Source organism: Streptomyces sp. NPDC058195 (genome assembly GCF_042883525.1).
Taxonomy (GTDB): Bacteria; Actinomycetota; Actinomycetes; order Streptomycetales; family Streptomycetaceae; genus Streptomyces.
On sequence record NZ_JBHVVM010000021.1, the window covers coordinates 89,725 to 111,148 of the forward strand.

Below are 21,424 nucleotides of genomic sequence, written 5' to 3' on the forward strand. Positions count from 1 at the left end.
AGGCCCGGATCTCAGGCTGATATGCCGTCGATCCGGGCCATGGCGTCCTCCGCGCCGAACGGTTGCAAGTACGGCAACCAGCGCGGGTCGCGATGTCCCGTGCCGATGATCCGCCAGGCCAGGCCGGTCGGCGGGGCGGGGGGCCGGTGCAGCCGCCAGCCGAGCTCCGGCAGGTGCCGGTCCGCCTTGACGTGGTTGCAGCGGCGGCAGGCCGCCACCACGTTGTCCCAGGCGTGCTGTCCGCCCCGGCTGCGCGGAATCACGTGGTCGACGCTGGTCGCGGCGGCGCCGCAGTACATGCAGCGGCCTCCGTCCCGGGCGAACAGCGCCCGCCGGGTCAGCGGCACGGGCCCCCGGTAGGGGATGCGGACGAACCGCTTCAGACGGACGACGCTGGGGGCCGGGACGGCCCGGGTGGCACTGTGCAGGAAGGCGCCGGACTCCTCTAGGCAGATGGCCTTGTTTTCGAGGACGAGCACGAGCGCGCGGCGGAGCGGTACGACGCCGAGCGGCTCGTACGACGCGTTGAGAACCAGGACATGCGGCACGGTGGATGCCTCCTTGTACGCCGGCGGCGCGTGGCTCGCGCCGGGACGATCCGCTCTCAGTCTCCACTCCTGCCTGGTCGCAGCGCCACCACGTGCGGGTAACGGGCCGGGAGGATTTTCCCGGCCGGCCGTCCCGAAGCCGCCCGCGCCGGGCGTCAGCCGGGTGTGCGATCGGCCACAGAGGACCGCTGCCGGGGCCGTCGCGGCCTCGCCGACACCCCTCGGTATCCCCCGATTGATGCGTTTCCCGCCCCCTCTGTCGGGGCAGCAGAGAACCTTCGGTACCCCGTTAGTGTGGTTGGAAGGCCATCGTCCACCTGGAGGTCCCCCCGTGTCCCTGTCCACCCTGTTGGCCGCGGCCCCGTCGCCCGAGCCCGTCAGCTCGCTGGACGACGCCGCCAAGCAGGCCGGCGACGCCGCGAGCTGGGTGCAGGAGAACTGGTCCACCTGGCTGAGCACCGGTCTGCGGATCATGCTCATCGCGGCCGTCGCGGTGATGCTGCGCGTCGCGGTCCGGCGCGCCCTGACCAAGCTCATAGAACGGATGAACCGCAGCGCCCAGGCGGTCGAGGGCACCACGCTGGGCGGTCTGCTGGTCAACGCGGAGCGCCGCCGTCAGCGCTCGGAGGCGATCGGCTCGGTCCTGCGTTCGGTGGCCTCGTTCCTGATCCTCGGCACCGCCGTCCTGATGATTCTGGGCGCGTTCCAGATCAATCTGGCGCCGCTGCTGGCCTCCGCCGGTGTGGCCGGTGTGGCGATCGGTTTCGGCGCGCGCAACCTGGTCACCGACTTCCTCTCCGGCGTCTTCATGATCCTGGAGGACCAGTACGGAGTCGGCGACACCATCGACGCGGGGGTCGCCTCCGGCGAGGTCATCGAGGTGGGCCTGCGGGTCACCAAGCTGCGCGGCGCCGAGGGCGAGATCTGGTACGTCCGCAACGGCGAGGTGAAGCGGATCGGCAACCTCAGCCAGGGCTGGTCCACGGCCGGTGTCGATGTGGTGCTGCCTCCCGCCGAGGACCTGGAGCGGGTCCGTACGGTCATCACCGACGCCGCCGCCGAGATGGCCAAGGAGGACCCGTGGAACGAGCGGCTGTGGGGCCCGGTCGAGGTCCTGGGGCTGGACGCGGTGCAGATGGACTCGATGACGGTCAGGGTGGCCGCGAAGACGATGCCCGGCAAGGCGCTGGGGGTGGAGCGCGAGCTGCGCTGGCGGATCAAGGTGGCGCTGGACTCGGCCGGCATCCGGATGTTCGGCGAGGTCCCGGCCGAGGCGGAGGAGCCGCCGGCCGACCCGTCCGCCGCCGTGTCCGCCCCCTCGGCCTTCAACTCGCCGACCTCCCCCCAGACCCTGGCCACCAACCCGATCGCCCCGCCCCAGCCGCGGGGCAAGTAACCACGCTCCCGAGGCGCGCGTACGGCCGGGAGGCGGCGGCAGGGTAACGCTTTGGTTGCCACGCCGGTGCTGCCCATTGACGGCCCGGCGAAGGCGCCATACGGTCCTCTCACCAAATAGGAAACTTTCCTAACAGAGGGCGGGTGCAGGGCTCATGGCCGGAACCACACCGGGAACCCCCCGCGTACTGCGGGCCATGAACGACCGGGCCGCCCTCGACCTGCTGCTGGAGCACGGCCCCCTGTCGCGGACCAGGATCGGGAAGCTGACCGGGCTCTCCAAGCCCACCGCGTCCCAGCTGCTGGCGCGGCTGGAGGCGGCCGGGCTGGTCGTGGCGACCGGCACGGTGGCCGGACGTCCGGGGCCCAACGCGCAGCTGTACGGGGTGAACGCGCGCGCCGCCCATGTCGCCGGGCTGGACGTGGACGCCCGGCGGATCGTCGCCGCCGTCGCCGATGTGACCGGCGAGACGGTCGGCGCGTTCGAGCTGCCCACCCCCGGGCGGCGCGCGGACAGCGTGGTGCGGCAGGTGGCCCAGGCCCTGGACGGGGCGGTGAAGGACGCCGGGCTCACCCGCTCCGACGTGCACCGGGTCGTCATCGGCACCCCGGGTGCCTTCGACCCCGGCACCGGGCGGCTGCGGTACGCCTCGCACCTGCCGGGCTGGCACTCCCCCACGCTGCTGGAGGAGCTGGCCGCCTTCCTGCCGATGCCGGTGGAGTACGAGAACGACGTCAACCTGGTCGCGGTGGCCGAGCAGCGCCTCGGCGCGGCGCGCGGGCACGAGGACTTCGTCCTGCTGTGGAACGAGGAGGGGCTCGGCGCCGCCCTCGTCATCAACGGACGCCTGCACCGCGGCTTCACCGGCGGCGCCGGTGAGGTCGGCTTCCTGCCGGTGCCGGGCGCCCCGCTGGTCCGCCAGGTCACCAAGGTCAACGCGGGCGGCTTCCAGGAGCTGGCGGGTGCCCAGGTGCTGGCCCGCATCGGCCGCGAGCTCGGCATCGACGACGAGCTGATCCGCGCCCCCGGCACCCACCACGAGGTCGCCTCCCGGCTGGTCGCCCGTGCCGCGGAGGCGGCCGAGACCGGCGAGGACGGCCCGTACCCCCGGCTCCTCGACCGGTTCGCCACCGGCCTCGCGACCGGTCTCGCCGCCATGACCGCCGTGCTCGACCCGGAGGTCGTCGTGCTGTCCGGCGAGGTGATCGCGGCCGGTGGTGAGCCGCTGCGCAGCCGGGTGGCCGCCGAGCTCACCGAACTCTCGGCCTCCCGCCCCCGGCTGATCGCTGGCGAGGTGAAGCACCGCCCCGTTCTGCGCGGCGCGCTGGAGAGCGCCCTCGTCACCACCCGCGACGAAGTCTTCGACACGTCGTCCCGCTGACCCTTCTCGGCCCGTCCGCCCCTCCGTACGTCCGCCCTCATCCTCCACCGGGAGACCGCCATGTCCGGAAACCGCCGGAAGACGGCCGCCGCGCTCGCCGCGACCGCCGCCCTCTCTCTGCTCGCCTCCGCCTGTACGGGCCAGAGCAGTTCCGGTGCCACCGACGACCTGTCCAAGGAGACGACGATCACCTTCTGGCACGGCTGGAACAATCCGGGCGAGCTGAAGGCGGTCCAGGGGGTGGTCGACGCCTTCACGAAGGCGCATCCCCTCATTCATGTGAAGGTCGTCGGCAACATGACCGACGACAAGATCAACCAGGCGCTGCGGGCGGGCGGCTCGAAGGCGCCGGACGTCGTCTCGTCGTTCACCACCAACAACGTCGGCAAGTTCTGCTCGTCGAAGGCGTTCGTCGATCTCGATCCCTTCCTGAAGAAGGACGGGATCGACCCGGCCACGACGTTCCCCAGGACAATGAACGAGTACACGCAGTTCGACGGAGTGCGCTGCACGGTACCGCTGCTCGGCGACGCGTACGGCCTGTACTACAACAAGGACGCGTTCGCCGCCGCCAAGATCGAGCGCCCGCCGCGGACCTGGTCGGAGCTGGTGGCGGACGCCAAGAAGCTGACGAAGACCAAGGGCGACTCGTACGAGCAGCTCGGCTTCATGCCGAACTACCACGGCTACGAGTCGACGACCGAGCACTACCTCGGCAGCTGGAACCCCACGTACTTCGACGCCGACGGCAAGGCCAACATCGCCAAGGACCCGGCGTTCGCGCAGATGCTGACGGCCCAGAAGGACCTGGTCGACACCCTGGGCGGCTACGAGAAGCTGGAGAGGTTCCGCACCTCCTTCGGCGACGAGTGGGGCGCCAAGCACCCGTTCCACACCGGCCAGGTGGCCATGCAGCTGGACGGCGAGTGGCGGCTCGGGATGGCCGAGGCGGCGAAGCCCGGATTCGAGATCGGGGTGGCGCCGATGCCCGTCGCCGACGACCAGGCCGACAGCTACGGCAGGGGCTATCTGACCGGGACCATCGCCGGGATCGCCAGCACCTCCGCGAAGCAGAACGCGGCCTGGGAACTGGTCAAGTTCATGACGACCGACACCGACGCGGTCGTGGACTTCGCCAACGCCATCCACAACGTGCCCTCCACGCTGGCGGCGCTGAAGTCGCCGAAGCTGACGTACGACCCGCGGTTCAAGGTCTTCCTGGACATCGCCGCGAACCCGAAGAGCACCACCACCCCGCCCTCGGTGAACGGCGGCGCGTACCTGGTGTCCCTGCAGAACCTCGGCTTCGACATCGAGAAGGGCCGGCAGAAGGACGTCAGGGCGGGACTGGAGAAGACCGCCCGGGAGATCGACGCGGCCATCGCCCAGGCGAAGTAGGGACGCGATGACCACGTACACGCTCCGTACGAAGCGCCGCCGCTCGGCGCTGCGTACCGCCGCCTTCATGGCACCGTGGATCATCGGGTTCTGCGTCTTCTTCGCCTACCCGCTGATCTCCGCCGTCTCCATCTCCTTCACCTCCTACGACGGCTTCACGACCCCCGAGTTCAGCGGGCTGAAGAACTGGTCGTTCGTCTTCCAGGACTACCCGCTGTTCTGGCCCGCGCTGCGCAACACGCTCTGGCTGGTCGTGGTCATGGTCAGCTGCCGGGTGGTCTTCGGGCTCGGGATCGGGCTGCTGATCACCCGGATCAAGACGGGCACCGGTGTCTTCCGGACCCTGTTCTACCTGCCCTACCTGGCGCCCCCGGTCGCGGCGACGCTCGCCTTCGTCTTCCTGCTCAACCCGGGTACAGGACCGGCCAATTCGCTGCTCGACGCGGTGGGGCTGCCCACGCCCGGCTGGTTCACCGACGCCGCCTGGTCCAAGCCCGCGCTGACCGCCCTCGCGATGTGGGGGGTGGGCGACCTGATGGTGATCTTCATGGCCGCGCTGCTCAACGTGCCGAAGGAGCAGTACGAGGCGGCGGAGCTGGACGGAGCGACCTCGCTCCAGCGCTTCCGCCACATCACCCTGCCGAACATCTCGCCGATCATCATGTTCGCGGTGGTCACCGGGATCATCCAGACGATGCAGTACTACACCCAGCCGTTCGTGGCCGGGAAGGTCGCCTCGGGGGTGATGGGCGGCTCGGGGCAGCAGTTCGAACCGGGCTATCCCGACAAGTCGACACTGACGCTTCCGCAGCTGGTCTACAACCTCGGCTTCCAGCGCTTCGACTACGGCTCCGCCTCCGTGGTCGCGCTCGTTCTCTTCGTCCTCGCCATGGCGTTCACCGCACTGCTGATGCGGCGCCGCAGCGGGCTGATCCAGGCAGGTGAGTGACGTGGCGCAGCTTCTCGACACCCCCCGGAGCGCGGTTCGCGCGACCGCCCCGGACACCCCGGCCAGGCGCACCGCCCGCCGCAGGGCACTGCTGAACTGGATCGCCGTGCACGCGCTCGGCGTCGCCGCCGCGCTCTTCTTCGTGCTGCCGTTCGTCTTCCTGGTGCTCACCTCGCTGATGAGCGACCAGCAGGCACTCACCCGCGACCTGTGGCCGCACCCCTTCGCGTGGGACAACTACCGGCAGGTCTTCGAGACCGACGGCTTCCTGGTCTGGTGGCGCAACACCCTGCTGTACGCGGGGGCGGGCACCGTCCTGACCGTCGTGTCCTCGCTGCCCGTGGCGTACGCGCTCGCCAAGTTCCGCTTCCGGGGGCGGCATCTGTCACTGATGCTGGTCATCTCGATGATGATGCTGCCGCCGCAGGTCGTCGTCATCCCGATGTACCTGTTCTGGGCCAAACAGCTGGACCTGTCCGGCACGCTCTGGCCGCTGATCGTCCCGATGGCCTTCGGCGACGCGTTCTCCATCTTCCTGCTGCGGCAGTTCCTGCTGACCATCCCCGACGAGTACCTCGACGCGGCGAAGGTCGACGGCTGCGGCGAACTGCGCACCCTGCTCAAGGTCGTCGTACCGATGGCCAGGCCGGGAATCGCGGCGGTGGCCCTCTTCCAGTTCTTCTACGCCTGGAACGACTACTTCGGCCCGCAGATCTACGCCTCGGACAACCCGGCCGCCTGGACGCTCAGCTACGGGCTGGAGTCCTTCAAGAGCGCGCACCACACCGACTGGAACCTGACCATGGCCGCGACCGTACTGGTCATGGCCCCTGTGATCCTCGTCTTCTTCTTCGCCCAGAAGGCGTTTGTCGAGGGCGTCACACTGACCGGAGTAAAGGGCTGACCATGAAGCTCGCAGTAGTGGGTGGCGGGTCCACCTACACCCCCGAACTGATCGACGGATTCGCCCGGCTGCGCGACACGCTGCCGATCGAGGAGCTGGTGCTCGTCGACCCGGCGGCCGACCGGCTGGAACTGGTCGGCGGCCTGGCCCGGCGGATCTTCGCCAGGCAGGGCCACCCGGGGCGGATCACCACCACCGCGGACCTCGACGCGGGTGTCGCCGACGCCGACGCGGTCCTGCTCCAGCTGCGCGTCGGCGGACAGGCCGCCCGCAACCAGGACGAGACCTGGCCGCTGGAGTGCGGCTGCGTCGGGCAGGAGACCACCGGCGCGGGCGGCCTCGCCAAGGCGCTGCGCACCGTGCCTGTCGTCCTGGACATCACCGAGCGGGTCCGCCGCACCAACCCGAGCGCCTGGATCATCGACTTCACCAACCCGGTGGGCATCGTGACCCGGGCGCTCCTCCAGGCCGGGCACAAGGCCGTCGGCCTGTGCAACGTGGCCATCGGCTTCCAGCGGAAGTTCGCCCGGCTGCTCGACGTCACGCCGGACCAGGTGCACCTCGACCACGTCGGGCTCAACCACCTGACCTGGGAGCTCGGGGTGCGGATCGGCGGACCGGACGGCGAGAACATGCTGCCGGGGCTGCTCGCCGAACACGGCGGCACGATCGCCGACGACCTGCGGATGCCCCGGGCGATCGTCGACCGGCTCGGCGTGGTCCCCTCGTACTACCTGCGCTACTTCTACACGCACGACGAGGTCGTCCGAGAGCTCGGCACCAAGCCGTCCCGGGCGGCCGAGGTCGCCGCGATGGAGAAGGAGCTCCTCGCGATGTACGGCGATCCGGCGCTGGACGAGAAGCCCGCGCTGCTCGCCAAGCGCGGCGGCGCCTTCTACTCGGAGGCGGCCGTCGACCTGGCGTCCTCGCTGCTCGGCTCGGGCGGCTCGGCGGTGCAGGTGGTCAACACCTACAACCGGGGGACGCTGCCGTTCCTTCCGGACGACGCGGTGATCGAGGTACAGGCCCGGGTCGACGGGACGGGCGCCGCGCCGCTCGCCGTGCCGATGCTGGACCCGCTGTACTGCGGCCTGATCTCCCAGGTGACGGCGTACGAGGACCTGGCCCTGGAGGCGGCGCTGCGCGGCGGCCGGGACCGGGTGTTCAAGGCGCTGCTGGCGCACCCGCTGATCGGGCAGTTCGAGTACGCCGAGGCGCTCACCGACAAGCTGATCGCACACAACCGGGAGCACCTGGCGTGGGCGTGAACGTTTCGGTCCTCGCCATCGACGCGGGGAACAGCAAGACCGACGTGGCGCTGATCGGCGAGGACGGGACCGTGCTGTCGACGGCCCGGGGCGGCGGTTTCCAGCCGCCCGTGGTCGGCGTGGAGGCGGCGCTGGACGTACTGGCCGACCTCGTCGGCCGGGCGCTGGCCGGGGCCGGGCAGGAGGTCGACGGGGTGGAGCACGTGTCGGCGTGCCTGGCCAATGTCGACCTGCCGGTGGAGGAGGCCGAGCTGACGGCGGCCGTCATCCGCCGGGACTGGGGGCGCACGGTCGAGGTACGCAACGACACCTTCGCGATCCTGCGCGCCGGGGTGGACGAGCCGCGCGGGGTCGCGGTGGTCTGCGGCGCGGGCATCAACTGCGTCGGGATGCTGCCGGACGGGCGGACCGCGCGGTTCCCCGCGATAGGCCGGATATCCGGCGACTGGGGCGGGGGCGGCGGGCTGGCCGAGGAGGCCATGTGGTTCGCCGCACGGGCGGAGGACGGGCGCGGCGGGCCGACCGAGCTCGCCCGTACGCTGCCCGCGCACTTCGGGCTGGACTCGATGTACGCGCTGATCGAGGCGCTGCACCTGGGCCGGATCGATGCCGAGCGGCGCCACGAGCTGGCTCCGGTGCTCTTCGCGACGGCGCACGACGGCGACCCGGTGGCGGTCGGTCTGGTGGAGCGGCTGGCGGCGGAGGTCGTCGCGATGGCCTCGGTCGCGCTGGGGCGGCTGGACCTGCTGGACGTGGCCGCGCCGGTGGTGCTGGGCGGCGGGGTGATGGCCGCCCGCCATCCGCGGCTGGACGCGGAGATCGCCGGACTCCTCGCGGTGCGGGCGCCGAAGGCGGTGATCCGGGTGGTGACGGAGCCTCCGGTGCTGGGGGCGGCGCTGCTCGGACTGGACCGTACGGGTGCTCCGGAACCGGTGCACCGGAGGCTGCGCGCGCAGTACTCCTGATTCCGGACGGGCCTGGGGCGTTCCGTGGTACTGATGTGCCGCGGAGCGCCCCTCGCGCATGGGAACCGTTCGGTGGTCCCGGACGTGTTCAGAGGTGGGGTGGCAGGACCGCTCCGGGGTACTGGCGCGCCGATGGCCTTGATCGGCGGCGTGTGGCTTGATCGAATGCGGGGGAACGCATCCGTGGACCGATGTGCGATCCGGGAGTTCCCGGTGTGGACGCCGGTCCCCGCGGCCATACTTCATGGCCGGGTACCAGTCCCCGACCGGCCGGGGCCGGGCCACCGTCAGTGACCGAGGGGGAGGTCGAGTGACATACCCGCCGAGTGTGCGTACGGCGCCTGAGCACGAGCGGTCGCGGCCGCCCGTGCCCGCGGCCGTGCCCGCCCCGCCGAGGCGCGGCGCGCTGTCCGTGACGGCCGACCGGGTGCGGGCCGCGGCCACCACCGAGCCCGGCAGGCTCCAGATCATCGGCGCCGTACTGGCCCTGCTCGTCGTCGCGTTCGGGGCCGTGACCGCGCTGGAGGTCTCCGACCGGGCGTCCGCCGCCGACGACGTGGTGAGCCGCAGTCAGCCGCTGAGCGCGGACGCGGCGGCCATCTACCGCTCGCTGGCGGACGCGGACACCGCGGCGGCGAGCGGGTTCCTGGCCGGGGCGCAGGAGCCGCGCGATGTGCACGAGCGGTACCGCAAGGACATCCGGGAGGCGGCCCGCCTCCTGGTGAAGGCCGCCGCCAACACGGACGCGTCGACCGAGTCCGGCCAGGAGATCACCACCCTCAACGAGCAACTCCCCCGGTACGCGGGCCTGGTCGAGCGGGCCCGCGCCAACAACCGGCAGGGCCTTCCGCTGGGCGGCGCCTATCTCCGGTACGCCAACCAGCAGATGAGCAAGGTGCTGCTGCCGGCCGCCGAGCGGCTGTACGCGGCGGAGACGGACCGGCTGGGCGAGGACAACGACGCGGCCCGGTCCTGGCCGTTCCTCTCGCTGGGGCTCGGTGTGGTGGTGCTGGCTGTGCTGCTGTGGGCGCAGCGGCGCAACTACCGCCGGACTAACCGGGTGTTCAACCAGGGGCTGCTGGTGGCGACCGCGGCCTGCACGGTGCTGATGCTGTGGCTGGCCGTGGGGCACGCGGTGGCCCGGTCCGAGATGCGTTCCGCGGAGGTGAACGGGCAGCGTTCCCTCGATGTCCTCAACCACGCGCGGATCGACTCGCTGAAGGCCCGCGCCAACGAGAACCTGACGCTGGTCGCCCGCGGTGCGGTGCTGACCGCCGACGGGTTGCACGACAAGTACGAGACGGACTACAGCGCGGGTATGAAGGCGCTCGGCGAGGAACTGGGCAGGGCCGGGAAGCTGGCCGACGACGACCGGGGCCGGGAACCGGTGGCGAAGGCCGTCGACGCGGTCGCCGAGTGGCGGGGCCGCCACCTCACGGCCCGTACGGCCGACGACGGTGGCGACTACGACGGCGCGCGGGCACAGATCATCGGGGCGGAGAACTCCACGGGGGAGTCCTTCGAGCGGGTGGACAGCGCCCTGGAGCAGGCGCTCACCCACGAGCAGGACGAGTTCACCCGGGCCGCGAAGGACGGGCGCGGGGCGCTGGGCGGACTGCCGTCCGGGGCCGCCGGGCTGGCCGTGCTGGGAGCCGTGGCGGCGATTTTCGGAGTCAACCGCAGGCTCTCGGAGTACCGGTGAGCGGAGGAGCGATGACCAGGAAGCGCACGGGCGGGCGGTCCGGCCGCGGCGGGCTGCGCGGCTGGGGCGGGGTGACGGGCATGGCCGTGGCCTGCGCCGTGACGGCCGCGGCCACCCTGCTGCCGCTCTCCCGGCACGGCACCGCGGTCCTCGGCGGCGACTTGGCGGGGCCGGGCACGGCACGGGCGGCGCAGATCAGGTCCGACGCGTGCACGGACCCGGAGGCGAGTCTGCCGCCCTCGTCCGCCGGCGGCCCGAACATCGAGCGGATCAAGCAGCGCGGGAAGCTGATCGCGGGCGTCGACCAGAACAGCTTCAGCTGGGGGTACCGCGATCCGGCGGCCGGTGCGGGCAAGGACTCCCTCGAAGGCTTCGACATCGATCTGGTGCGGGCCATCGCGCAGGACATCCTGGGCGACCCCGACGCGGTGATCTTCCGGGCCATCCCCACCAACCAGCGGATCGCCGCGCTGGAGAACGGCAAGGTCGACGTCGTCGTGCGGACGATGACCATCAACTGCGCCCGGCTGAAGCAGGTCTCGTTCTCCACCGCCTACTTCCAGGCCGGGCAGCAGGTCCTCGCGCCGAAGGACTCGCCGATCACCGGCTACGACAGGTCGCTGGAGGGCAAGCGGGTCTGCACCGCGGTGGGTTCCACCGCCTACGAGGCGCTGGAGAAGCAGTCGTACGGCGCGGTCTACAAGGACCCGCACGACGGCACCGCGGCGGACGAGGACCAGCTCACCGTCCCCAACCAGCTGGACTGCCTGGTGCGGTTGCAGCTGAACGAGGTCGACGCGGTGGTCACGGACAACGCGCTGGCGGCCGGCCAGGCGGCGCAGGACCCGGCGGTCGAGCTGAAGGGCGACAAGCCGTTCACGACCGAGTACTACGGCGTGGCGGCGAAGCTCGGCGCCGACGACCTGGTGGCCCGGGTCAACCAGGTGCTGGCCGACTACCGCAGGGGCGGGGCGGACAGCCGCTGGATGCGCTCGTACCAGCGCTGGCTGGAGGAGGGCCTGCCGGGCATCACGGCGCCACCGGCGCCCAAGTACCGGGACAACTGACAGCGGACGGGCCGGGAGGGACGCGACACGGCGGCCCCGGCCGAAGAGACAGAGGCACAGATCTGCCGGGGCCCGTCCCGGCGCGGAGAGCGGAGAGGTGATCGATGAGCGTCGCGGGCCCCTTCCCCGGCCGGTCGGCCGGGCCTGACGTCCCGGTGATGGACCGGGACGAGGCGGACCGTGCGCTGGCCCGGCTCGGCGCGGAGCACGAGGCGATCGAGACCTCACTCCTGGCCCTGCAGGACCACGCCGGCCGCCGGCTCCTGGAGGGCGCCGACCTGACCGGGGTCACCAAGGAGCGCTGGGCCTCGGCGGACCGGGCGATCACCCTGCTGTGGGGATATTTCGACGCCTACACGGCGGCGCTCGGCCGGGCGCGTACGGTACGGGCCCGGCGCCGCTACCCCAACCGGGACGATCTGGTGGCCCTGACGGAGCTGCTGCGCGGCCAGGGGGTCACGGTGGCGTCCGCCGCGACGGGCCCCGATCCGTCGGCCAGCGGCCCGGCCAGGCTCGCCGAGCGGTTCACGCTGGAGGAGCTGGTCGCCCGGATGAACGAGCTGTACGCCCGCTCGCTGGACATGGTCGTCGCCTCCGACGCCGTGTGGTCCGCGCTGCCCGCCCGGATAGACCTGCTCGCGGCCGAGCTGCACCGCACGCGGTCGCTGGCGCACTCGGTGGGCGTCCGGCCCGGTGAGCACCCGGCGGGCGACGACCTGGAGGCGATCACCCACGAACTGACCGTGCTGCGGACGCAGGTGGTCTCCGACCCGCTCGCGTTCTGGCGGCCGGGGCCGGGGAGTTCGGCACCCGGCGGCGGCCGCCCGGACACCGAGCGGTACGACCGGGCGGCCCGGGCCCTGGAGGACGTGCGGCGCGAGATCGAGGCGGTGCTCGCGGTCCGGCAGGACGCCGAGCAGCGCCTGGTCCAGCTGCGCGACGTGCTCTCCCGGGCGGACCGCACCCTGGCCGAGGCGCGGACGGCGCGCGGCGAGGTGCTCGCGAAGATCGCGGCGTCCGAGGTGCCCGCGGTCAGCGGCCCGCCCACCGCGCTCCAGGAGCGGCTGGCCGCCGCCTCGGAGTACCGCAGGCGGGCGCAGTGGCACCGGCTGTCGCCGCTGCTGGAGACGCTGGAGCGGGAGGCCGAGGAGGAGCTGCTGCGGGCCCGGGAGTCGCTGACCGCGGTCACGGCCCCGCTGGCGGTGCGGGCGGAGCTGCGCGGCAGGCTCGACGCGTACCGGGCGAAGGTGGCCCGGCACGGGCTGGCCGAGGACCCGCTGCTGATCGAGCGGTACGACGCGGCGCGCCGGATGCTGTGGAGCGCGCCCTGCGATCTGCGGGTGGCCGGGCACGCGGTGCTGCGGTACCAGGAGACGGCGGCCGAGCTGCTGTCCCCGCGCCCGGGGCCGGAGGACCGGCGGTGACCGGGGCGGCGCGTGAGGCGCAAGGGCCGCTGCGGCGGCGGGGCGACCAGGGGGACCGATCATGAGTACGCAGTGCCAGCGCCCCGCGTGCGAGGGCAGTTACGAGGACATGGGCGGCGGTGAGCTGTACTGCGGCACCTGCGGTCTGGCGCCGGTCGTCTCCCCCAGTGGCATGGTGAGTTCACCGCCGACCGGGATCGCGGACGGGGCGCACGGCCGCGGCGGCGACAGCAGTGCGCGGTCCTCCTCGCGGGCGTCGGCGCGGTCCTCCTCGCGTTCGTCGACCTCGCGGCGTTCGGTGTCGGGGCGGCTGTCGCGTGCCCTGTCCGGTGCGGCGACCTCGCCCTCGGTGTCGGTGCGTTCCTCCGGTTCGGCCTCGGGCGCCTCCGCCCGGGGCAGGCTGGGGGCGGGTCTGGTGCAGGTGCCGGACGTGCCGCGGCCCGATCCGCGGTCGGCGGTGATGGAGAACCCGGAGGTGCCGGAGCGCAAGCGGTTCTGCTCGCGGTCCGACTGCGGGGCGCCGGTCGGGCGCTCGCGCGGCGGGCGGACGGGCCGTACGGAGGGGTTCTGCACCAAGTGCGGGCACCCGTACTCCTTCGTGCCCAAGCTCCGGGCCGGTGACATCGTGCACGGTCAGTACGAGGTCGCCGGGTGCCTGGCGCACGGCGGACTGGGCTGGGTCTACCTCGCGGTCGACCGGGCGGTGTCCGACCGCTGGGTGGTGCTCAAGGGCCTGCTCGACACCGGGGACCAGGACGCGATGGCGGCGGCCATCTCCGAGCGGCGCTTCCTCGCCGAGATCGAGCACGCCAACATCGTCCGGATCTACAACTTCGTCGAGCACCTCGACCAGCGCACCGGTTCGCTGGACGGCTACATAGTGATGGAGTACGTGGGCGGCAAGGCCCTCAAGGAGATCGCCAACGAGCGCCGCACCGCCGCCGGGCGGCGCGATCCGCTGCCGGTCGAGCAGGCGTGCGCGTACGGCATCGAGGCGCTGGAGGCGCTCGGTCATCTGCACAGCCGCAACCTGCTGTACTGCGACTTCAAGGTCGACAACGCGATCCAGACCGAGGATCAGCTGAAGCTGATCGACATGGGCGCGGTGCGCCGGATGGACGACGACGAGTCGGCGATCTACGGCACGGTCGGATACCAGGCGCCGGAGGTCGCGGAGGTCGGCCCGTCGGTCGCCTCCGACCTGTACACGGTCGCGCGGACGCTCGCGGTGCTCACCTTCGACTTCCAGGGTTACACCAACGTCTTCGTGGACTCGCTGCCCGACCCCGACCACATCGAGGTGTTCCGGGCGTACGAGTCGTTCTACCGGCTGCTGGTGCGGGCCACCGACCCGGATCCGGCACGGCGGTTCGCCTCGGCGGCGGAGATGGCGGAGCAGCTGACGGGGGTGCTGCGCGAGGTGGTGTCGCTCCAGTCGGGGCGGCCCCGCCCGGCGCTGTCGACCCTGTTCGGCCCGGAGGTCCGGGTCACGGACACCCGGCTGTTCCCGGAGCGGGCGCAGGACGTGTCACGGCTGGGGGCCCGGCCCTCCGCGCGGGGCGCCGCGTCCCGGGCCGCGATCCCCGCGCCCCGGGGCGCGGGGGCCGTCGCGCCGGGAGGCCCGGAGCTCGCCGGTCTTGACCTGCGGTCCACGGCGCTGGCGCTGCCGGTGCCCCGGGTCGACGCGGGCGATCCCCACGCGGGCTTCCTGGCCGGGCTGATGACCACGGCCCCCTCCGAGCTGATCGCCGCGCTGAGAACGGTTCCCTCAGCCTCGCCGGAGACCCGGCTGCGCGAGCTGCGCGCCCGGCTGGAGCTGAACGAGCAGGTGGCCGCGGGGCAGACCCTGGCGGCGCTGGAGGGGCAGCATCCGGACGACTGGCGGGTGGTCTGGTACCGCGGCGTGGCCTCGCTGGTGACCGGTGACCACGAGAACGCCGCGCTGTCCTTCGACGCGGTGTACGACGCGTTCCCCGGTGAGCCCGCGCCCAAGCTGGCGCTGGGGATCTGCGCGGAGGTGCTGGGCCAGCTAGACAACGCCACGGAGTACTACCGGCTGGTGTGGACGACCGACCCGAGCTTCGTGAGCGCCGCCTTCGGGCTGGCCCGGGTGCGGATCGCCGCCGGGGACCGGGCCGGGGCCGTGGCCGCGCTGGAGTCGGTGCCGGAGGCGTCGATCCACTACACGGCGGCCCGGGTCGCGGCGGTACGGGCCCGGCTGCGGGAGCGGGCGCCGGACGAACCGCTGCTGGACGACCTGCTGGCCGCTTCGGCGCAGGTGTCGGGGCTGGCCGGGTTCGGGCTGGACGCGGTGCGCCGGGAACAGTTGTCGGCCGAGGTGCTGGGTACGGCGCTCGACTGGGTGCTTTCCGGCAGCCCCGGGGCGGGGGCCGCGGCGCGGCAGCCCGGACCGGGCACGCTGCTCGGCAGTGAGCTGGACGAACAGGGCCTGCGGTTCGGGCTCGAACGTTCGTACCGGATGCTCGCCAGGCTTGCGGAGCCCGGCGATGAGAGGATCGAACTGGTGGAGCGGGCCAACCGCCTCCGCCCCCGGACGTGGGTGTGAAAATGTCGCAGAAACCCCAGGAGACGGCCCTGTCGAAGTGCCCCGGCTGCGAGGAGCCGCTGGAGCCGGGGGATCTGTTCTGCGGTGCGTGCGGGTACGACCTGTCGGCCGTGCCCCCCGTACCGAAGGACCACCCGACGATCGCCCTGGTCACCCCGCCCGCCCCGGATGCGCCGCCCGCCCCGGGCGGACCGGACGGGTCGGGTGACTTCGAGCTGGCCGCGCCGGACCCGGCGGCCGTGGCTCCGCCGCCCGCGCCCGCCCCGCCCCCGGTCCCCGCGTCCGGGCCCGCGCCCGATCCCCGTACGGCTGTGGCGGAGCCGGCGGCGGCGACCCCGCCGGCCGGGACCAAGGTGTGCGTGGCCTGCCGGGCGGGCCGGGTCGACACCGACGGCTACTGCGAGAACTGCGGCCACGCCCAGCCCCGCGAGCGCGACCACATGGAGCAGGAGCTCGGTTCGGTGGCCGCGGTCAGCGACCGGGGACTGCGCCACCACCGCAACGAGGACGCGTTCGCGGTGTCGACCACGGCGCTGCCCGACGGTTCACCGGCGGTCGTCGCGATCGTCTGCGACGGCGTCTCCTCGGCCAGCCGCCCCGACGAGGCGTCGGCGGCTGCCGCGAGCACGGCCAGCGAAGCGCTGCTGGAGTCGCTGCCGCGCGGCGTACACCCGCAGCAGGCGATGCACGACGCGATCCTCGTGGCGTCCGAAGCGGTCAACGCCCTGGCGCGGGAGCCCGTCCCGGCCACGGGGCACGAGCAGCACCGCCGCCAGAACGCCCCGGCGTGCACCCTGGTCGGCTCGATCATGGCGAACGGCCTGCTGATCGTCGGCTGGGTCGGTGACAGCCGCGCGTACTGGGTGCCCGACGACCGCACCGCCCGCCCCGCCCGGCTCACCGAGGACGACTCCTGGGCCGCGCAGATGGTGGCGGCGGGCCTGATGAACGAGGCGGAGGCGTACGCGGACGAGCGTGCCCACGCCATCACGGGGTGGCTCGGCGCCGACGCCTACGAACTGGAGCCGCACACCGCGTCGTTCAAGCCGGACCGCCCGGGTCTGGTGGTGGTGTGCACGGACGGCCTGTGGAACTACGCGGAGTCGGCCGCCGAGATGGCCGCGGCAGTGCCGGCCGACGCCGGTCAACGGCCCCTGCACGCCGCCCAGGTGCTGGTGGGCCACGCGCTCGACGGCGGGGGCCACGACAACGTAACAGTGGCACTGGTGCCGTTCGCCGTGGAGCCTCCGGGGGCAGGATCGGCCTGCGGCGCCTCGTGAGTGCCGTTCCGTAACGTCCGGTTCCTCTTGTCCGACCGTCCGCTCCCGCGACGCCTTCTCCTGTTTCTCCCTTCTCTCACGGCTGTCCCCTGGACCGCCGGAGCCCCAAGGAGCCGACCAGATGGCCAACTTCTCCAAGTCGAACGTGCCGCAGTTCTCCGTCGAGGTGTACCAGAACGCCTACCTGCCAGAAGGCGGCCGCGAGGTGAACGCGATCGTCACGGTCACCTCGACCGGGGGCGGCACCACCGGCGGCATACCGCTGTCGGGCCCCTCACGCGCCGCGGGGCGGGCGACGCGTGCCGCGGTGGTGATCATGGTCGACTGCTCGGGCTCGATGGACTACCCGCCGACGAAGATGCGCAACGCGCGCGACGCGACGGCCGCGGCCATCGACACCCTGCGCGACGGCACCTCGTTCGCCGTCGTCGCCGGTACGCATGTGGCCAGGGAGGTCTATCCCGGCAACGGCGCCCTCGCGGTGGCGGACGCGCGGACCAGGGCCGAGGCGCGGGAGGCCCTGCGGGCGCTCAGCGCCGGGGGCGGTACGGCGATCGGGACCTGGCTGCGGCTGGCGGACCGGCTGCTCGGCGCCGCCGAGGTGGACATCCGGCACGGCATCCTGCTCACCGACGGCCGCAACGAGCACGAGGCGCCGGAGGACCTGCGGGCCGCGCTCGCATCCTGTGCGGGCCGCTTCACCTGCGACGCCCGCGGGGTCGGCACCGACTGGGAGGTGAAGGAGGTCACAGGGATCGCCTCCGCGCTGCTCGGCACGGCCGACATCGTCGCCGATCCGGCGGGGCTGGCCGCGGACTTCACGCGGATGATGGAGAGCGCGATGGGCAAGGAGGTCGCGGATGTCGCGCTGCGGCTCTGGACGCCCGTCGGGGTCGAGATCGGCTATGTGAAACAGGTCGCGCCCGCGGTCGTCGACCTGACCGGACGACGCACCGAGGCGGGCCCGCGCGCCGGGGACTACCCCACGGGTTCCTGGGGCGACGAGTCCCGCGACTACCACGTGTGTGTGCGGGTTCCGCAAGCGGGAATCGGCCAGGAGATGCTGGCGTCCCGGGTCTCGCTGATCCTCCCCGACCCCTCGGGAGGAGCCCCGCAGACGCTTTCCCAGGGCCTGGTACGGGCGGTGTGGACGGACGACATGGCGGCGTCCACCTCGATCAATCCGCAGGTCGCGCACTACACCGGGCAGGCGGAACTGGCCCAGGTCATCCAGCAGGGACTGAACGCCCGCAAGTCCGGGGACCTCGACGGCGCGACCGCGAAACTGGGCCGCGCGGTGCAGCTGGCGTCGGCCTCCGGGAACGAGGACACTGCGAAATTGCTTTCGAAGGTGGTGGACGTCGTGGACGCGGCGACCGGTACTGTGCGACTGAAGGCAACGGTCGCGGACGCCGACGAGATGACCCTCGAAACGCGTTCCACCAAGACCGTGCGCGTCAAGAGATAACCACAGACTCACGGTTTCGAGCCGCCCGGTCGGAAAGATCCGCCGGGAGGCGTGCAGCGGAAATACGCCGGCCCCCGGGGTCGGCCCAGGAGAGGGGGAAGCGCCGACATGCCGACCTGCCCGAACGGACACCAGTCGGGTTCCGATGACTGGTGCGAGGTCTGCGGCCATCGCATGACCGGCGCGGGCGCGCCTGCGGGCGCGGTCCCCCCGCCACCGCCGCCTCCGCCGCCCGCCGCCGGTTACGGCTACCCGCACGGTCCGGGTGCCGACGCGACCCAGCAGGCCGAGCTCTGCCCGCAGTGCCGCACGCCCCGCGAGGCGATGGCGCCGTTCTGCGAGGAGTGCCGCTGGAACTACCTGACGAACACCGCGACGTCGTACACGCCGCTGGCTCCGGCGCCCCACGTCTCCGGGCCGCCGCCAGGGCTGAACCTGCCGCCGGGTTTCCAGGCGCAGCAGCCTCCCGGCGCGGCGCAGCCGCGCGATCCGTTCGAGTACCAGGGCTCGCGTCCCTCGCAGGTGAACCGGCCCGCCGAGCCGCTCTCCACCGACCCGGGAAGCCGCCCCGGGCCCCCGCCGCCCGGCCCCGGCCCGATGGTTCCGGGCGCTGGCCCCGGCCCGATGGTTCCCGGCCCGCAGTCTTCTCCGCCGCCCGGCCCGGGTCCTCAGGCCCCCGGCCCCATGGCCCCGCCGCCGCCCGGTCCCGGTGGTCCGCAGTCGTCCCCGCCGCCCTTCCAGCAGCCGGGGCCGCCGCCTCCGCCCGCCTTCCAGCAGCAGTCCGCGCCCCCGCCGCCCTTCCAGCAGCAGTCCGCGCCGCTCTCCTTCGACCGGCCCGCCCCCTCGGCCCCGCAGCCGCCCGCGCCGCAGGGCCCGCAGGGCGGTGGTGACGACGACTGGATGCTGTCGCCGCCGTCCCGCACGCAGGCCCCGCCCCCGCAGGCGGTCCCGCCGCAGCAGGAGCAGCCGCTGTTCCCGGGCCAGGGCCAGAACCAGCCGCCTGCGAACTGGACGGCGGTCATCGCCCCGGACCGTGAGTACTTCCTGGCGATGATGCAGCGCAGCGGCCCCGAGGCGACCGGGCTGAACCTGCCCGCGTACTCCCCGGAGCAGCAGCTTCAGCTCTCCGGCACCCAGATCACCATCGGCCGCCGGCGGCAGAGCACGGGCGAGTCCCCCGACATCGACCTGTCGGTGCCGCCGGAGGACCCGGGTGTCTCGCACCAGCACGCGGTCCTGGTGCAGCAGCCCGACGGCGGCTGGGCCGTGGTCGACCAGAACTCCACCAACGGCACCACGCTCAACGGCGCCGAGGACCCGATCCAGCCCTACGTCCCCGTGCCGCTCCAGGACGGCGACCGGGTGCACGTCGGGGCGTGGACGACGATCACGGTCCGCCGCGGCTGATCCGCTCCGCGTCAGACGGACGGCAGTGGCCAGGCGTAGGGCCCCTCGGGGTCGTCGAGCCAGGCCCATTGCCGCCCGTCGGCGAGGGTGATGCCGAAGCGTTCGCGTTCGGGGCGCTGCTCGCGCCGCCAGAGCGAGAGCGCCTCGCGCGGTTCGAGGACCGTCCCGGTGAGCGCCCACAGGAAGCGGAAGAGGTCGTTCTCTGCGATGTGCCGGGGCACCCCGGCAAGGCGTGCGCCCCGCGCCGTCCGGGTCGGCAGGCCGCGCAGCGGCACGAAGTAGGCGGCCGTGTGCAGGAACCGGCCCTCGGCGTATTTCCCGTGCGGCCCGGCCCGTACCCGCAGGGCGATCAGCCCGGTGGCGAACGGGGCCAGTATCCGGGCGCCCGGCACGCACTGCTCCAGCCAGGGCCACGGTACGCACGGCAGGGTGCAGGTCGCGATGATCCGGTCGTAGGGGCCGCGCGGGGGCCAGCCCAGGACGCCGTCCCCGGTGATCACGGCCGGGTGGTGTCCGGCCGCGTCCAGGTGGCGCCGGGCGTCCCCGGTGATCTCCGGGTCGAGGTCGATGGTGGTGACCGCGTCGTCGCCGAGCCGGTGGGCGAGGAGGGCGGCGTTGTAGCCGCTGCCCGCGCCGATCTCCAGGACCCGCTGGCCTTCTTGTACGTCCAGCTCTTCCAGCATCCGGGCCATCAGGGAGGGCTGGCTGCTGGACGAGATCAGCTCGCCGTCCCGGATCCGGATGGCGAGCGGGGTGTCGGCGTACGCCCCGCGCAGCCAGCGGGACCGCCGGTCCGGGTCGGGGTCCTCGCACCAGAGGCGGCCCCGCCCGTCGCCGGTGAAGTAGTAGGGCACGAAGAGATGGCGCGGCACCTGCTCGAAGGCGGCCCGCCAGGCGGGGTCGCGCAGCGCCCCGCCAGCCACGATCGCGCGCACCATCGCCCACCGCTCCTCGGCGGCGGCCACGGCGAACGGGTCGGCGTGGGCGTCCATGTCTCCACCTTCCCGCGCCGCGCTCGCCGGGGCCAGGGCCGGGGCGGCCAGGAGGCAGGGACCTAGGGTCTTTCGTTTGGATCAGGCTGGATCAAGGGAGCGGGGGCTGGTGCGTGCAGCTGCAAGGCGGAGGAAGGAGCCGACGCGGAGCGTCGGTGACTGACGACAACGCGGCAGATGTGCGTGCCGGCCCCCGCGAGCCCGGCATGATCCAAACGAGAGGCCCTAGGACCCCGGTCCTCGGCCGGTGCGTCTGCGACCATGGTCGGGTGACAGAGATTCCGCGCGACACGCTTCAGGAGCAGTCCCTCTACGAGCAGGTCGGCGGCGAGGAGACCTTCCGGCGCCTGGTGCACCTCTTCTACCAGGGGGTTGCCGAGGACCCGCTGCTCCGGCCGATGTATCCCGAGGAGGATCTCGGCCCGGCCGAGGAACGGTTCGCGCTGTTCCTGATGCAGTACTGGGGCGGGCCCCGTACGTACAGCGAGCGGCGCGGGCATCCCCGGCTGCGGATGCGGCACATACCCTTCCGGGTGGACCGGGCGGCGCACGACGCCTGGCTGCGCCACATGCGGGTGGCGCTCGACGAGCTCGGCCTGGCGCCGGAGCTCGACCAGAAGCTGTGGGATTACCTCACGTACGCCGCCGCCTCGATGATCAACACCACTGACTGAACCGGAGTCCGGTCATCCCACGCCGATAAACGGTC

17 protein-coding genes are annotated in these 21,424 nt (G+C 72.7%); 15 read left to right on the forward strand and 2 right to left on the reverse strand.

Annotated elements, in window-relative coordinates; all coding sequences use genetic code 11:
* Window positions 1–11 precede the first annotated feature (11 nt).
* Window positions 12–548, reverse strand: coding sequence for an HNH endonuclease (locus ACFVWY_RS24695; RefSeq protein WP_366290857.1), 537 nt, complete (start codon window positions 546–548; stop codon window positions 12–14).
* A 331-nt stretch (window positions 549–879) separates the two neighbouring features.
* Between ACFVWY_RS24695 and ACFVWY_RS24700 the strand changes: the two genes are divergently transcribed.
* The 14 genes from ACFVWY_RS24700 (at window position 880) to ACFVWY_RS24765 (ending at window position 19,723) form a co-directional block, all read left to right on the forward strand.
* Entirely contained in the window at window positions 880–1,944 is a 1,065-nt protein-coding gene (locus tag ACFVWY_RS24700) for a mechanosensitive ion channel family protein (protein WP_389876271.1), read from the forward strand.
* Between the two features lie 154 nt (window positions 1,945–2,098).
* Window positions 2,099–3,325, forward strand: a complete 1,227-nt coding sequence (locus ACFVWY_RS24705; RefSeq protein ID WP_389876274.1) for an ROK family transcriptional regulator — start codon at window positions 2,099–2,101, stop codon at window positions 3,323–3,325.
* Between the two features lie 60 nt (window positions 3,326–3,385).
* Window positions 3,386–4,723, forward strand: a complete 1,338-nt coding sequence (locus ACFVWY_RS24710) for an ABC transporter substrate-binding protein (RefSeq protein WP_389876276.1) — start codon at window positions 3,386–3,388, stop codon at window positions 4,721–4,723.
* A 7-nt stretch (window positions 4,724–4,730) separates the two neighbouring features.
* A complete protein-coding gene (locus ACFVWY_RS24715) occupies window positions 4,731–5,672 on the forward strand; it encodes a carbohydrate ABC transporter permease (RefSeq protein WP_389876279.1) in 942 nt (313 codons plus the stop codon).
* Window position 5,673: 1 nt separating this feature from the next.
* Window positions 5,674–6,576, forward strand: coding sequence for a carbohydrate ABC transporter permease (locus ACFVWY_RS24720; RefSeq protein WP_389876282.1), 903 nt, complete (start codon window positions 5,674–5,676; stop codon window positions 6,574–6,576).
* 2 nt (window positions 6,577–6,578) lie between these two features.
* A complete protein-coding gene (locus ACFVWY_RS24725) occupies window positions 6,579–7,844 on the forward strand; it encodes a 6-phospho-beta-glucosidase (protein WP_389876284.1) in 1,266 nt (421 codons plus the stop codon).
* Window positions 7,835–8,809, forward strand: a complete 975-nt coding sequence (locus tag ACFVWY_RS24730; protein WP_389876287.1) for an N-acetylglucosamine kinase — start codon at window positions 7,835–7,837, stop codon at window positions 8,807–8,809. Before ACFVWY_RS24725 ends, ACFVWY_RS24730 begins: the two co-directional genes overlap by 10 nt.
* Before the next feature lie 310 nt (window positions 8,810–9,119).
* Window positions 9,120–10,511: a hypothetical protein gene (locus tag ACFVWY_RS24735; RefSeq protein ID WP_389876289.1), complete on the forward strand. Its 1,392-nt coding sequence runs from the start codon at window positions 9,120–9,122 to the stop codon at window positions 10,509–10,511.
* An 11-nt stretch (window positions 10,512–10,522) separates the two neighbouring features.
* The gene (locus tag ACFVWY_RS24740; protein ID WP_389876291.1) at window positions 10,523–11,578 is read left to right on the forward strand and encodes a glutamate ABC transporter substrate-binding protein; all 1,056 of its coding nucleotides are present in this window, start codon (window positions 10,523–10,525) and stop codon (window positions 11,576–11,578) included.
* Window positions 11,579–11,682: 104 nt separating this feature from the next.
* Window positions 11,683–13,002, forward strand: coding sequence for a hypothetical protein (locus ACFVWY_RS24745; protein WP_389876293.1), 1,320 nt, complete (start codon window positions 11,683–11,685; stop codon window positions 13,000–13,002).
* Between the two features lie 61 nt (window positions 13,003–13,063).
* On the forward strand, window positions 13,064–15,568 hold the full coding sequence (locus ACFVWY_RS24750) for a tetratricopeptide repeat protein (protein WP_389876296.1): 2,505 nt from the start codon (window positions 13,064–13,066) through the stop codon (window positions 15,566–15,568).
* Entirely contained in the window at window positions 15,565–16,848 is a 1,284-nt protein-coding gene (locus ACFVWY_RS24755; RefSeq protein WP_389876299.1) for a protein phosphatase 2C domain-containing protein, read from the forward strand. The genes ACFVWY_RS24750 and ACFVWY_RS24755 overlap by 4 nt, the downstream gene beginning before the upstream one ends.
* A gap of 121 nt (window positions 16,849–16,969) precedes the next feature.
* On the forward strand, window positions 16,970–18,316 hold the full coding sequence (locus ACFVWY_RS24760) for a VWA domain-containing protein (protein WP_389876302.1): 1,347 nt from the start codon (window positions 16,970–16,972) through the stop codon (window positions 18,314–18,316).
* A 108-nt stretch (window positions 18,317–18,424) separates the two neighbouring features.
* Window positions 18,425–19,723, forward strand: a complete 1,299-nt coding sequence (locus ACFVWY_RS24765) for an FHA domain-containing protein (protein WP_389876305.1) — start codon at window positions 18,425–18,427, stop codon at window positions 19,721–19,723.
* 11 nt (window positions 19,724–19,734) lie between these two features.
* Here the strand turns inward: ACFVWY_RS24765 and ACFVWY_RS24770 are convergent, their stop codons facing one another.
* On the reverse strand, window positions 19,735–20,715 hold the full coding sequence (locus ACFVWY_RS24770; RefSeq protein ID WP_389876307.1) for a methyltransferase domain-containing protein: 981 nt from the start codon (window positions 20,713–20,715) through the stop codon (window positions 19,735–19,737).
* A gap of 269 nt (window positions 20,716–20,984) precedes the next feature.
* On the opposite strand from ACFVWY_RS24770, the gene ACFVWY_RS24775 reads away from it, so the two are divergent.
* Window positions 20,985–21,389, forward strand: coding sequence for a globin (locus tag ACFVWY_RS24775; RefSeq protein WP_389876310.1), 405 nt, complete (start codon window positions 20,985–20,987; stop codon window positions 21,387–21,389).
* Window positions 21,390–21,424: the final 35 nt, after the last annotated feature.

Excerpts from the sequence above, each read along its gene's own strand:
- ACFVWY_RS24715 (WP_389876279.1), top strand. The coding sequence starts at position 4,731 with ATGACCACGTACACGCTCCGTACGAAGCGCCGCCGCTCGGCGCTGCGT.
- ACFVWY_RS24710 (WP_389876276.1), top strand. The coding sequence starts at position 3,386 with ATGTCCGGAAACCGCCGGAAGACGGCCGCCGCGCTCGCCGCGACCGCC.
- ACFVWY_RS24760 (WP_389876302.1), top strand. The coding sequence starts at position 16,970 with ATGGCCAACTTCTCCAAGTCGAACGTGCCGCAGTTCTCCGTCGAGGTG.
- ACFVWY_RS24750 (WP_389876296.1), top strand. The coding sequence starts at position 13,064 with ATGAGTACGCAGTGCCAGCGCCCCGCGTGCGAGGGCAGTTACGAGGAC.
- ACFVWY_RS24745 (WP_389876293.1), top strand. The coding sequence starts at position 11,683 with ATGAGCGTCGCGGGCCCCTTCCCCGGCCGGTCGGCCGGGCCTGACGTC.
- ACFVWY_RS24770 (WP_389876307.1), bottom strand. The coding sequence starts at position 20,715 with ATGGACGCCCACGCCGACCCGTTCGCCGTGGCCGCCGCCGAGGAGCGG.
- ACFVWY_RS24725 (WP_389876284.1), top strand. The coding sequence starts at position 6,579 with ATGAAGCTCGCAGTAGTGGGTGGCGGGTCCACCTACACCCCCGAACTG.
- ACFVWY_RS24765 (WP_389876305.1), top strand. The coding sequence starts at position 18,425 with ATGCCGACCTGCCCGAACGGACACCAGTCGGGTTCCGATGACTGGTGC.
- ACFVWY_RS24705 (WP_389876274.1), top strand. The coding sequence starts at position 2,099 with ATGGCCGGAACCACACCGGGAACCCCCCGCGTACTGCGGGCCATGAAC.
- ACFVWY_RS24740 (WP_389876291.1), top strand. The coding sequence starts at position 10,523 with ATGACCAGGAAGCGCACGGGCGGGCGGTCCGGCCGCGGCGGGCTGCGC.